Origin of the sequence: Flavobacterium sp. (assembly GCF_044338735.1) — a bacterium.
Lineage (GTDB): Bacteria > Bacteroidota > Bacteroidia > Flavobacteriales > Flavobacteriaceae > Flavobacterium.
This window is the reverse complement of record NZ_JBIIWV010000048.1, coordinates 1-14,434: the sequence shown is the minus strand read 5'-3', so window position 1 is coordinate 14,434 and position 14,434 is coordinate 1. Positions and strand designations below refer to the sequence as shown.

The 14,434-nt window shown below is 35.5% G+C and carries 7 protein-coding genes; 5 read left to right on the top strand and 2 right to left on the bottom strand.

Annotated elements, in window-relative coordinates; all coding sequences use genetic code 11:
• Positions 1-83: 83 nt before the first annotated feature.
• The 5 genes from rpoC (at position 84) to ACIQZC_RS04895 (ending at position 13,092) form a co-directional block, all read left to right on the top strand.
• Positions 84-4,391 carry a DNA-directed RNA polymerase subunit beta' gene (gene rpoC / locus ACIQZC_RS04915; protein ID WP_396138123.1) on the top strand — a complete coding sequence of 1,436 codons (4,308 nt, stop codon included), beginning with the start codon at positions 84-86 and terminating at the stop codon, positions 4,389-4,391.
• Between the two features lie 458 nt (positions 4,392-4,849).
• On the top strand, positions 4,850-5,158 hold the full coding sequence (locus ACIQZC_RS04910) for a DUF3467 domain-containing protein (RefSeq protein WP_396138122.1): 309 nt from the start codon (positions 4,850-4,852) through the stop codon (positions 5,156-5,158).
• A 167-nt stretch (positions 5,159-5,325) separates the two neighbouring features.
• A complete protein-coding gene (locus ACIQZC_RS04905; protein WP_396138121.1) occupies positions 5,326-11,595 on the top strand; it encodes a gliding motility-associated C-terminal domain-containing protein in 6,270 nt (2,089 codons plus the stop codon).
• A gap of 22 nt (positions 11,596-11,617) precedes the next feature.
• Complete coding sequence (locus tag ACIQZC_RS04900) at positions 11,618-12,508, top strand: PorP/SprF family type IX secretion system membrane protein (RefSeq protein ID WP_396138120.1); 891 nt, start codon at positions 11,618-11,620, stop codon at positions 12,506-12,508.
• 92 nt (positions 12,509-12,600) lie between these two features.
• A complete protein-coding gene (locus ACIQZC_RS04895; protein ID WP_396138119.1) occupies positions 12,601-13,092 on the top strand; it encodes a GNAT family N-acetyltransferase in 492 nt (163 codons plus the stop codon).
• Here the strand turns inward: ACIQZC_RS04895 and rluF are convergent.
• A complete protein-coding gene (gene rluF / locus ACIQZC_RS04890; protein ID WP_396138118.1) occupies positions 13,089-13,877 on the bottom strand; it encodes a 23S rRNA pseudouridine(2604) synthase RluF in 789 nt (262 codons plus the stop codon). The genes ACIQZC_RS04895 and rluF overlap by 4 nt on opposite strands.
• A gap of 249 nt (positions 13,878-14,126) precedes the next feature.
• On the bottom strand, positions 14,127-14,434 hold a 308-nt coding region (locus ACIQZC_RS04885; RefSeq protein WP_396138117.1), incomplete at its 5' end, for a zinc ribbon domain-containing protein.

Below are 14,434 nucleotides of genomic sequence, written 5' to 3'. Positions count from 1 at the left end.
TGACTTTATAAACTTTATGACATTTGACTTTCGACTTAAATAAGAATCAATTTTAAATTGCAAATAAATCAATAGTAAAAACTATGATGAATAATAGAAATAGTAAAGATAAAAACCCAATTAAAAGATTTAATAAAATCACAATTGGATTAGCTTCTCCAGAATCAATTTTAGGAGAATCTAGAGGTGAAGTTTTAAAACCAGAAACTATTAATTATCGAACCCACAAACCAGAGAGAGATGGTCTTTTCTGTGAACGAATTTTCGGACCAGTAAAAGATTACGAATGTGCTTGTGGAAAATATAAAAGAATTCGCTACAAAGGAATCGTTTGTGACCGATGTGGTGTAGAAGTAACTGAGAAAAAAGTACGTAGAGATAGAGTAGGACACATCAACTTGGTAGTGCCTATTGCTCATATTTGGTATTTTAGATCGTTACCAAACAAAATTGGCTATATTTTAGGATTACCTTCTAAGAAATTAGACATGATCATTTACTACGAAAGATACGTAGTAATTCAAGCAGGTATCGCTACAAATGCCGAAGGCGAAACTTTACAACGTTTAGATTTCCTTACGGAAGAAGAGTATTTAAATATTTTAGATACACTTCCAATGGAAAATCAATATTTAGATGATAAAGATCCTAATAAATTCATCGCTAAAATGGGTGCTGAATGTATTATGGATTTATTAGCACGTACTAATTTAGATGAATTGTCATACGAATTACGTCACGCGGCTAATAACGAAACGTCTAAACAACGTAAAACTGAAGCTTTAAAACGTTTAAATGTTGTAGAATCATTCCGTGAATCTAACCATAACAGAGAAAACCGTCCTGAATGGATGATTTTAAAAGTTATTCCGGTAATTCCACCAGAATTACGTCCGTTAGTGCCACTAGATGGAGGTCGTTTTGCAACGTCAGATTTAAATGATTTATACCGTAGAGTAATCATCCGTAACAACCGTTTGAAAAGATTAATGGAGATCAAAGCTCCTGAAGTAATCTTACGTAACGAAAAACGTATGTTACAAGAATCGGTAGATTCATTATTTGATAATACACGTAAAGCTTCTGCCGTTAAAACAGAATCAAACAGACCATTAAAATCGTTATCCGATTCATTAAAAGGAAAACAAGGTCGTTTCCGTCAAAACTTATTAGGAAAACGTGTTGATTATTCAGCTCGTTCAGTAATTGTCGTTGGACCAGAAATGAAATTGTTTGAATGTGGTTTGCCAAAAGATATGGCTGCTGAACTATACAAACCATTCGTTATTCGTAAATTAATCGAAAGAGGAATCGTTAAAACAGTGAAGTCGGCTAAGAAAATTATCGACAAAAAAGAGCCAGTAGTATGGGATATTCTTGAAAATGTAATCAAAGGACATCCAGTATTACTAAACCGTGCTCCTACATTACACCGTTTAGGAATTCAGGCATTCCAACCAAAACTTATTGAAGGAAAAGCAATCCAGTTACACCCATTAGTATGTACGGCATTCAACGCCGATTTTGATGGTGACCAGATGGCGGTTCACTTACCATTAGGACCAGAAGCTATTTTAGAAGCACAATTATTAATGTTGGCTTCTCACAATATCTTAAATCCTGCGAATGGTGCACCTATTACGGTTCCTTCTCAAGACATGGTTTTAGGTCTGTATTACATGACCAAAGAGCGTTTGTCAACTCCAGAACATAAAATTTTAGGCGAAGGCTTAACATTCTATTCTGCAGAAGAAGTAAATATTGCCTTAAACGAAGGAAAATTAGAATTGAATGCGCGTGTGAAAGTTCGTGCTAAAGATTTTAATGAAAACGGAGAATTAGTATACAAAATTATTCAAACTACTGCGGGTAGAGTATTATTTAATGAAGTAGTACCTCAAGCAGCTGGATACATCAATGAAGTTTTAACTAAAAAATCATTACGTGATATTATTGGTAAGATTTTATCGGTTACAGATGTGCCAACAACTGCAGCTTTCTTGGATAACATGAAAGATATGGGTTACAAATTTGCCTTTAAAGGTGGATTGTCATTCAGTTTAGGTGATATTCGTATTCCAGAACAAAAAACACAATTAATTGCTGACGCTCGTGTTCAAGTAGAAGGTATTTCTATGAACTATAACATGGGTCTTATTACCAATAACGAACGTTACAACCAAGTTATTGATATCTGGACTTCTGCCAATGCACAATTAACTGAATTAGCAATGAAAAATATCCGTGAAGACCAACAAGGGTTCAACTCGGTATACATGATGCTTGATTCGGGTGCAAGGGGTTCAAAAGAACAAATTCGTCAGTTAACTGGTATGCGTGGTTTGATGGCTAAGCCAAAAAAATCAACTGCTGGTGGTGGTGAAATTATTGAAAATCCAATTCTTTCTAACTTTAAAGAAGGTCTTTCGATTCTTGAGTACTTCATTTCTACTCACGGTGCACGTAAAGGTCTTGCCGATACCGCTCTTAAAACTGCCGATGCGGGTTACTTAACACGTCGTTTACATGATGTATCGCAAGATGTAATTGTAAATTCGGTAGATTGTGGAACCCTTAGAGGTATTGAAGTTTCAGCGTTAAAGAAAAACGAAGAAATTGTAGAAACTTTAGGCGAAAGAATCTTAGGTCGTGTGGCGTTACAAAATGTAGTTAATCCTTTAGATAATGAAGTATTAGTTGAAGCTGGAATGCAAATCACAGAGGCTATCGTTAAGAATATTCAGGCGTCTCCTATTGAAAAAGTAGAAGTACGTTCGCCATTAACTTGTGAAGCTACTAAAGGAATTTGTGCAAAATGTTACGGAAGAAACTTAGCGACAGGAAAAATGACGCAAAAAGGAGAAGCCGTTGGTGTTATTGCTGCACAATCAATTGGTGAACCAGGTACTCAGTTAACACTTCGTACATTCCACGTTGGTGGGGTTGCAGGTGGTATTTCTGAAGAATCTAACGTAGTGGCACGTTTTGGTGGTAAATTAGAACTTGAAGATTTAAAAACAGTTAAAGGAGAAGATGCAGACGGGAATGCTGTTGACATCGTTATTTCTCGTTCAACGGAATTAAAATTAGTAGAGCCTAAAACCGGTATTGTATTAAATACTCACTATATTCCTTACGGTTCAAGCATCTTTGTAAAAGACGGAGACGTTGTTGAAAAAGGAACAACCATTTGTAAATGGGATCCTTATAATGGAGTAATTATTTCTGAATTCACCGGTAAAGTTGCTTATGAAGATTTAGAACAAGGACAATCGTTCTTAGTTGAAATCGATGAGCAAACTGGTTTCCAAGAAAAAGTAATTTCAGAAGGAAGAAATAAAAAATTAGTACCAACCTTATTGATTTATGGTAAAGATGGCGAATTAATTCGTTCATACAACTTACCAGTAGGAGCGCACCTTATGGTGAATGATGGCGAGAAAATTAAAGCGGGTAAAATTTTAGTAAAAATCCCACGTCGTTCTTCTAAAACAGGAGATATCACGGGAGGTTTACCTAGAATTACCGAATTATTAGAAGCGCGTAATCCATCAAACCCAGCAGTGGTTTCTGAAATCGACGGGGTAGTAACTTTTGGAAAAATCAAAAGAGGAAATAGAGAAATCGCAATCGAGTCTAAATTTGGTGAAGTGAAGAAATACTTAGTAAAACTTTCGAACCAAATCTTAGTACAAGAAAACGACTACGTGAAAGCAGGTACGCCTCTTTCAGATGGTGCTATTACTCCAGAAGATATTTTAAGAATTCAAGGACCATCAGCTGTTCAGCAGTATTTGGTAAACGAAATTCAAGAGGTATACCGTTTACAAGGGGTAAAAATCAACGACAAACACTTTGAAGTGGTGATCCGTCAAATGATGCGTAAAGTAAGAATCGTAGATCCAGGAGATACATTATTCTTAGAAGATCAATTGGCACACACAAGTGATTTCCTTGTAGAAAATGATAAATTATACGGAATGAAAGTAGTGGAAGAAGCAGGCGACTCTGAAAATTTAAAACCAGGTCAAATCATTTCTCCACGTCAGTTAAGAGATGAAAATTCGTTATTAAAACGTAATGATAAAAATAGTGTAGTGGCACGTGATGTTATTACTGCTACTGCAACTCCAGTACTTCAAGGTATTACGAGAGCATCGTTACAAACGAAATCATTCATTTCTGCGGCATCGTTCCAGGAAACTACTAAAGTATTAAACGAAGCAGCAGTAGCTGGTAAAATTGATACCTTAGAAGGATTGAAAGAAAATGTAATCGTAGGACATAGAATCCCTGCCGGAACCGGTATGAGAGATTATGACAACATGATTGTAGGTTCTAAAGAAGAATACAACGAGTTAGTTGCTGCTAAAGAAGAATTCAATTACTAAGAGTAGCGCTATTTCAATACTTAAAAGCCTAACAATTTATTTTGTTGGGCTTTTTTTAAATCAAAAGGATTTTGTATTATTGCATTAGTTGAAAGAGAAAAGAGATAAGAGATAAGGGACAAGGGATAATAGACAACAGACAATAGACAATAGACAATAGACAACAGACAACAGACAACAGACAATATACAATAGAATTTCTTATACTAACTTATATGCCTTATATGTTTAATTAATAAAACACCTAGTACCTAAAATAAAATAAATAAATTTACTTAGTGTAACTTCGTGAAACCTTTGTGAAACTTTGTGATACAATTTTAAATAGACAATATACAAAAGATTTCTTATACTAACTTATATGCCTTATATGTTTAATAAATAAAACACCTAGTGCTCTTAGTGAATAATCCTAGTGCCCTTAGTGGTTAAATAACAAAAAAATAAAAACAACAAAAATGGAAAACAACAACCCACAAGGACAAATAAACATTGAACTAGACGAGCAAGTAGCCGAAGGCATCTACTCAAACCTAGCCATTATCAACCACTCCAACTCAGAGTTTGTAGTTGATTTTGTAACACTTATGCCGGGCGTGCCTAAAGCAAAAGTAAAATCAAGAATTATTTTAACGCCACAGCATGCTAAACGCTTTTTAAAAGCATTAAATGAAAACGTACATCGCTTTGAAGCCGCACACGGCAAAATAGAGGAGGGCGAGCAACCCGCCATTCCTTTAAATTTTGGCCCTCCAGGACAAGCATAACAGTACAAACTCTTCAATTTTTTGAAGAGTTTTTTGTTGATATAGCAATGAATACAAGGGTTTTTTGATGGTTAATAACTTTTTCTTGTATTTTTTTTAAGGATTGTTTGTTTGTTTGATAAAATTAGATATATTTGTTAATTACATGTTAATCTAATTTTAATTTTATGAAAAAAATTACGTATTTATTAATGCTTTTGTTTTTCAGTACTTTGGGTTTTGCGCAAATTGCAACGATTGGTTCTGGAACTGCATCTACTACTTCTACTGGAAATGATCCGATAGATGGCTATTATGGGTCATTTAGGTATCAAGTAGTTTATACTGCCGCAGAACTTACTGCTGCAGGTATTACCGCTGGTAATAACATTAATGCTCTTGGGTTTTCTATCAGTGGAGACTATGCCGGTGGCAATTTAAATGGTTATACTATTAAAATGGGGTATACAACTGCAACTAATTCAGCTGCGCACATAAGTGCTAGTTCAGTTACAGTAAAATCTCCTTTTTCTTACAACCCAACAGCAACAAGTGCTGGTGATTTTGATATGATAACTTTTGATACGCCTTTTTTTTGGGATGGTTCAGGTAATTTATTTATAGATATCTGTTCTTCAGGGCCTAATTCATTCACTTCTCCTTATGGTCAAGTTAGAATAATTGCTTCTTCTACAACGAATGGATCTAGATATATCCGTTCAGATTCTGGAAATCAATGTGGTAATAGTACAGGAACTACAAATACTACTAAGCCACAAATAAGGTTTTTTTATGCTCCAGTACCACCTTGTTCTGGAACTCCTGCTCCTGGTAATACTATTACAAGTACTACCACACCTTGCCTTGGAAATACAATTAATTTGTCGTTGCAAAATACTATTACAGCACCTGGGATTACCTATCAATGGTACAATACTGCTGGTGCAATAACCGGTGCTACAGCAGCTACCTACACAGCAACTGTAACAGCAGCAACTTCATATTATTGTGCGGTTACATGTAGTGGAAATACGGGGAATTCTGTTCCGGTGGCCATTGCTCCTACCACAATTAATACGTTCCCTTTTACAGAGACCTTTGATACAACAAGTGCATCGCTTTCTTGTTGGTCTACCTCTTCTCTTGGTTCTGCACAATGGACATTAAGTACTGGTGCTGCCGCAAATGGCCCAGCGGGTCCAGCGGCATCTGCTCGATTTGCTTTTTTAAATGTTTATAATGCGGTTACTTCGGGTAATACCTATAAAATCTTTTCACCAACTTTTGCTTTGAACGCAACTCCTATGAGGTTTTCCTATAAATACTTTTTAGGGAGTGGAGGGTATCAAACAACGCCTGTTCCACTAACGGTACTTATTAGTGTAAATGGTGGCACTTATACTACAATTTATGAACATACTGCTGCAAATTCAACTTTTGCAACTCTTTCAAGTTCTCCTTGGCAAACCAATACCATAGATTTGGCAGCTTATGCAGGTCAAAATGTTAAATTTGCCTTTTATGCGAATTCAAATTGGGGTTCTGGAATATGTGATCAAGGGATTGATGAAGTTAGGGTTTTTGTTCCAATTACACCAGCTCCACCAATTAACTATTCTGCAACAGCTATTACTGCTGGCGGTATGACGGTTAACTGGGTAGATAATTCAACAAATGAAACAGCTTTTAGAGTGTATCGCTCAGCAGATAACGTTACGTTTACTCAAGTGGGAGCAGATATTGCTTCTACAACTTCAGCGGGTACAGGTACGGCTTATAATATTGTAAATACAGGTTTGTCAGAAACGACTACCTATTATTATAGAATAGTTGCGGTGGCAGATTTAGAATCGGCTTATTTGACAGGTTCTACTATGACTTCGTTAGGAACTCAATTTAGTAATTTGGCAATAACTCCATCAGGAAATCGTTGTCCAGGTGTTGCAAGAACAATTACAATAACAGTTACTCCTGGTGCTGCAGCAGTATCTAGTGTTGTTCTGGAATATTCTGTTAATGGAACAGCGCAAACACCAATTCCAATGTTTAATTTGTCTCCATGGACGGCTATTATACCTACTGTTACACCAACTAATGGAACAGTTACATGGCAGGTGAAAGCTACGGATGCTGATGGGATTGTAAAAACTATAGTAGGTACACCTTATGCAGATAATGGATTAAGCAATGAAGTGATTACTGTTACTTCTTCGGTTCCAAGTTTCTGCGGTACAGGAGGTCCTGTAACTTTAACAGCAAGTTCTACTACAATTCCAGGTGTAGTGTATACATGGGAATCGTTGACTCCTGGTGTTACTTTAAGTGCCACAAATGGTACGACTACAACTGCAACTATTACACAAACTACAGATTTTAAAGTAACGGGTATGCCTAATGATGGAACATGTCAATCGGTTGCTTATATCTCTATAGGGGTTTATGATTTACCAACAGCTACAGTAACTACTACGGCTTCTGGTGTTTGTCCAGGGACAAGTGCTACTATTGGTTCTGGTTTAAGTGCTGGTAACTTCATAAGTTTGCCAATTGCTGCAAATTATAAAACAGCACCTGCAACTGCAACTACTTTGGTGGATGCTGGTGTGGCTACTCCAGCTACTAACCTAGGTTTTGGTTTAGATGATGGTGGTTGGTCAAATATTCCTGTAGGATTTAATTTTAATTTCTTTGGAACAAACTACAACACAATTAGTGTGGGTACTAATGGTACTGTTTTCTTCGGTACTACTCCAAATGTGGGTGATTTTACCTTTACAACTTTACCGAGTACAACTGAGCCATTTAACATGGTTGCTGTTTTAGCTATGGATAATAACTTAACAGGTGCTACAGGTGGAGCGATTAAATATTGGACTGAAGGTTATGCTCCGAATAGAAAATTTTATGTGAGTTATATTAATGTAAAAGAATTTGGCGATACAAAATTTAGTTCATCTCAAGTTGTTTTTTATGAGACTACTGGTATTATAGAAGTACATGTTCAATCTTCAACAAATATAGATAACAATAAATTAGTAGGGGTAAATAATGGAAATGGAACAGTAGGGGTATTAGCATATGCTTCAGGGACATCTACTTCTGCTACGAATCCTATTGCATCTCCTTTTGCTTATAGATTTACGCCACCAGCTAACTATACGACTACGTGGACGGCTACAGATGCTAACGGTACAACAACCATTGCATCAGGTACAAATATTTTCTCACAAACGGTATCACCAGCTATAACAACTACGTATTCTATTTCGTATACAAATCAAACATCAGGTTGTACAAATGCAGCTGGTTCTGCACAAGTTGTGATGACTATTTTAAATAATTTCCCACCTGCAAACGTTTCAACTATTGCAACTTCCAATACAATTTGTTCTGGAGAATCAGTGGGATTAAGTTTAAGTTATTCAGGAAGTACTGACGGTTTGGTATTCCAATGGCAATCTAGTATTGACAACGGAACAACTTGGCAAGATATAGCTTCTGCAACAGCAACTAGTTTAACGGTTACTCCAAATGCAGCAACGAAATACCGTTGTAGAATGATTTCTTGTGGTGGTACTCCAGGATATTCAAGTGTATCTTCAGTAGTATTTACAAATAATATTACAGGAATCTCAGCTGCAACTCGTTGTGGTACAGGTACGGCAACTATTAATGCATTGTCAACTGCTGGTTCAGTAGTGAAATGGTATGCTGCTGCTACAGGTGGTTCTGCAATTGGTTCAGGTGTTATATTTACAACACCTATTATTGCTGCAACAACAACCTACTATGCTAGTGCAGAATCATCTGCTTCAGGGTTAGTTCAATTTGGTAATGGAACAACTACAAGTAGTGGAAGTTTATCTGCATTTAATAATTTTTGGGCAAGTGCAAAATACCAAATGATCTATACTGCAAGTGAACTTACTACTATGGGATTAAGAGCAGGGTCTATTAATTCAATTGCTTATTCTGTTACGTCACTTGGTGATGCAGCCACTAATGCAAATTATACCGTTAAATTAGGTAATACAACGCAATCTTCATTTGCTAATACAACATTTACCACACCTGCTTTTACAACATGTTATGGTCCATCAACCTATACTCATACAGCAAGTGGATGGCAAACAATAAACTTTAGTACACCATATGTTTGGGACGGTGTTTCCAATATTATTATTGAAGTTAGCCATGATGGTGCGGATTTGTTTGGAAGTGCTGCCACTCAATATACAGCAACAACAGATAATACCGTTTTATACACTTATAATGGATCTAATTTAAATAATACTCTTTCTAAAAATAGATTTAATGTATTATTTTCAGGTCAAGTTGCATGTTCTTCTCCAAGAGTTCCTGTAACAGTAACCGTTACAACACCTCCTGCTATTACTTTAAGTAGCTCAAGTGTTTCAATTTGTAATGGTGGTACATCAACTACTCCAGTTACAATAGCGACAGGTGCTTCAAGTTATAATACATATGCTTGGTCTCCTTCAACAGGTGTAGCTGGTAATAGTACAACAGGATGGACTTTTAACCCAACTGTAACTACAACTTATACATTAACAGCTTCTCAATCTTCTGGTAGTTTATGTGCTAATGCAATTACTTTAACAGTAAATGTGAATCCACTACCTTCAGATATTACTTTCTTACCGGCTAATCCAGCAGTTTGTGTTGGTCAGGTTCAGAGTTTAACCGTTCAAGGAGCAACTATTAATACAGTTTTATTGACTGAAAATTTCAATGCAGCAACTAATGCATGGACAACAGTTAATAATTCAACGGGTGGGTCTGATGCACTTGCTGCTTGGACACTTCAAAATAGTGGCTATGTATATGGGTTTTATGGAACATTTAGTTCAAACGATGCATCACAGTTTTACTTAACAAATAGTGATGCGCAAGGTTCAGGTAGTTCCACAGATACAGAATTAGTTTCACCTTCGTTCTCAACAATTAATTTCAGTAATGCAACGTTATCATTTTGGCATCATTTTAGAGCTTTTGGAGACGGAATAGTTCAATATTCTACTAATGGTGGCACCGTTTGGACAGATTTACAAGCGTATTCTTCTACAGTTGGAACAGTAGGCGGATTTGTTCAAGCTAATATTGTATTACCAGCTGGCGCTTTAAATCAAGCGAATGTTAAAATAAGATTCAAATATTTAGCTGATTGGGGTTATTTCTGGGCAATAGATAATGTTTCTATATCTGGTGATATGTTACAAACTATTACTTGGTCTCCACCAACTAATTTATTTACTAATGCTGCAGCAACCGTTCCTTATACAGCTAATACAAATGCTTCAACAGTATATGTATTACCAACTTCAGTAGCGCCATTAACTTATGTAGCTACTGCTTCAAATGGATCAACCGGTTGTTTTAAAACTGCTTCTATTACATTAAGAGATGCGGTTTTACCAGTAGTACTAACTCGTCCTGTTACGCTTCAGTTGAATGCTGCGGGTACTGCAACACTAACGGCTGCTCAAGTAGATAATGGTTCTTCTGATAACTGTAGTATAGCTACAATGACAGTTAGTCCTAATACATTTACATGTGCTAACGTGGGTACTAATACAGTAACCTTAACAGTTACTGATGCAAGTGGAAATCAAAGAACTGGTACTGCTGTTGTTACAGTTAGAGATCAAGTAGGACCTACAGTAGTTACTCAGTCTGTTACAGTTCAGTTAAATGCGGCTGGTACTGCTAGTATTACCACTGCACAAGTTAACAATGGTTCTACAGATGCTTGTGGTATAGCTTCACTTTCAGTGAGTCCAAGTACGTTTACTTGTGCAAACTTAGGTCCAAACACCGTTACTTTAACTGTAACAGATGTTAATGGAAATGTTTCAACGGGTACCGCTATAGTAACTGTAACAGTTAATTTTTCAACAACAGGTGATAACGATTTAGATGGTACTCCAGATAATTGTGATCCTGATGACGATAATGACGGTATACTAGATGTTAATGATAACTGTCCTACTCAAGCTAATTCAAATCAAGCAGATAATGATACTGATGGCATTGGAGATGCTTGTGATAATGACGATGATAATGATGGTATATTAGATGGTTATGACAATTGTCCATTTATCTATAATCCAGGTCAAGAGGATGTCGATAATGATGGAATGGGTGATATTTGTGATACAGTTGAAATTAATGTATCTCAAGCGATCACTCCTGACGGAGATGGTGTAAATGATACTTGGTTTATCAATAATATTCAAAACTATCCTAATAATTCAGTTAAAGTATATAACCGTTGGGGAGATTTGATCTTTAGCAGAAATAATTATCAAAACGATTGGAATGGTTCGTATGCAAATAATGGAAGTAACATTCCAGATGCATCTTCATATTATTATCAAATCGATTTAGATGGTAATGGTTCTATCGATCATGATGGTTGGATTTATATCACTAAATAATTAAAAGTAAAATCAATTTACAATGAAAAAATTTCAAAATATTGGCTTAGCACTACTACTTTTTATAAGTAGTGGTGTCTTTGCTCAGCAAGAAAGTATTTTAGCTTTTTATAACAATCATTTAAATTTGGTTAATCCAGCTGCTGTTAGTGTAGATGGAGAAACTCAGTTTAGAACAAGTGTTAGACAACAATGGACAGGTGTTAAAGACGCCCCACAAACACAGGCAGCTTCATTCATGACCCCTTTAAATAAAAATTTATCTTTTGGTGTTTCTATTATAAAAGATGAAGTTTTTATTGAAAAACAAACATTTATAGCAGTTGACTTTTCATACAAAGTTCAATTAAATGATGCTTTGAGTTTATTTATGGGTATTAAAGCTGGTGGTAATAATTATGAAGTTAATACCAATGGTTTAGAAACCTATAATTATAATGTGTCTGATCCAAGTTTACAACCAATATCTAGGTTTAACCCAAATATTGGTATTGGTTTTTATTTGAAACATAAAGATTATTTTGTTTCATTATCTACGCCAAAAATGTTAGATACTAAAAGAGCAAAAGAAGAGAATGGTTATGCTACAGCCGCTACAGATCAAGCACATTATTACATAGCAGCGGGTAGAACATTTGAAATTACCGCTTCATTTGATTTAGTTCCATCGGTAATGGTCCGTTATGTAAATGGAGCGCCTTTTTCAACAGATTTTACCACAACGGCTAAATTTGATGATCGATTTGATTTTGGTGTTACGTATAGAACAGATCGTACTTTTGCAGGTTTAACTAAAATCAATATTAGTAAAAAGTTTGCATTAGGTTATGCTTATGAGTACAGCTTACGCAGCCAATTAGTTGGAAGAGCGAATGGTTCAAATGAATTCTTTTTAAGCTATAAATTTAACTAATTGTTATACACTGCTAATTAATTTAGCATAATAACTAATAAAAAAAGGGTCAATCTTTATAGATTGGCCCTTTTTGTTTTTATTTTTACATCATGAAATTGATTCAGATAAAAGCAAATCAACTACCCATCGTAATTGAATTAACCAAGAAGATTTGGCCTGTAGCTTATGGATCAATTTTATCCAAAGCACAATTGGATTACATGATTAATCGGTTTTATACCGAAAATGCGTTGTCTCGGTTAATGGATAAAGGACATGTGTTTTATTTGGCACAAGATGAAAATGATAACTTTGTAGGTTTTCTATCTTTTGAAATCAATAGTGCACCTCACAAAACAAAAATTCATAAAATTTATGTCTTACCTGAAACACAAGGAACGGGTTTAGGTAGGCAGTTTTTTGAATTGGTAAAACAAAAAGCCAAAGAAAATAATCAGAAAGCCATTTTCTTAAATGTTAATAAATACAACAGCGCGTTGCATTTTTATACTAAAATAGGTTTCAGTATCATAAATGACGAGGTGATTGATATTGGTGAAGGCTATGTTATGGATGATTATGTGATGGAACTTGGAATTTAACGATTTCGTTCCCCATAATTTCGCTTCCCAGAAAATTTACCTTTGTTGCTCGGTAAACTTGCTTCTTCGGTTTTGCTTGAAGGTTCAATAAGTTTATTTAATTCGGCAACTTCTACATCAGTTAAGTTTCGGTATTTTCCTTCGGCAACGTCTAATGAAATATTGATGATTCGAGTACGTTTTAAAGCTGTTACTTCATAATCTAAATATTCACACATTCTTCTAATTTGACGATTCAATCCCTGCGTTAAAATTATTCGGAAAACATATTTACTAATTTGTTCTACTTTACACTTTTTAGTAATCGTTTCCAAAATTGGAATTCCATTAGACATTCGTTCAATAAATCGATCGGTAATTGGATGGTTTACGGTTACGATGTATTCTTTTTCGTGGTTATTTCTAGCACGAAGAATTTTGTTTACAATATCGCCATCGTTGGTCATAAAAATCAATCCATCACTGGCTTTGTCTAAACGTCCAATTGGGAAAATACGTTCAGGGTAGTTGATGAAATCAATGATGTTATCTCTTACATCTAAATTAGTCGTGCATTCAATTCCGGCAGGTTTGTGGAAGGCTAAATAAATAGGTTTTTCATTACGCTCTTGAATTAAGTTTCCGTTTACTCTAACTTCATCGCTTGGGGTTACTTTTGTGCCCATTTCTGGAACTTTTCCGTTAATGGTAACTCTTCCTTGCTCAATTAAACGATCGGCTTCTCTACGTGAACAAAATCCTGTTTCAGATAAAAATTTATTAATTCGAGTTGCATTTTCTTCCATAGTGCAAATATAGGCTTTTTAGTGTATTGAGTCAATGGGTTTTAAACGCAGAGACGCAAAGTTTTTCGCAAAGTTCACCAAGCTTTTTTAAAATAGCTCCATGACCCGATCGATAAAGAATTGACGAAGTAATTCTCAGTATATTGCCTTTGAAAAGTGTAACACCTTTGTGTCTTTGTGTCTTCGTGGCAACCCAAAAAAAAAGCCCTTTAAAAAAAGGACTTTCATTTATTTTTGGAATGGAATCAATTAAATGCTAGCAAATAATTTTTCCATTTTTTCTTTTTCTTCGTCGGCTAAAACACCGTCTACTAAAATTCTTCCACTGTGCTCGTCTGTAATGATTTTTTTACGCGCTGCAATTTCCATTTGCGTTTGAGGTGGAATGGTAAAGAACGAACCTGCCGAAGCGCCACGTTCAATTGAAACCACAGCTAAACCATTTCTTACGCTGGTTCTTATTCTGTCGTATGCGGCTAATAAACGCTCTTCGCTTTTTCCTCTCAACTCAGCTGATTTATTAAGTAAGAAACTTTCCTCTTTTTCGGTTTCAGCCA

Coding starts and splice junctions, on each gene's coding strand:
- rpoC (WP_396138123.1), top strand. CDS start 84: ATGATGAATAATAGAAATAGTAAAGATAAAAACCCAATTAAAAGATTT.
- ACIQZC_RS04910 (WP_396138122.1), top strand. CDS start 4,850: ATGGAAAACAACAACCCACAAGGACAAATAAACATTGAACTAGACGAG.
- ACIQZC_RS04905 (WP_396138121.1), top strand. CDS start 5,326: ATGAAAAAAATTACGTATTTATTAATGCTTTTGTTTTTCAGTACTTTG.
- ACIQZC_RS04900 (WP_396138120.1), top strand. CDS start 11,618: ATGAAAAAATTTCAAAATATTGGCTTAGCACTACTACTTTTTATAAGT.
- ACIQZC_RS04895 (WP_396138119.1), top strand. CDS start 12,601: ATGAAATTGATTCAGATAAAAGCAAATCAACTACCCATCGTAATTGAA.
- rluF (WP_396138118.1), bottom strand. CDS start 13,877: ATGGAAGAAAATGCAACTCGAATTAATAAATTTTTATCTGAAACAGGA.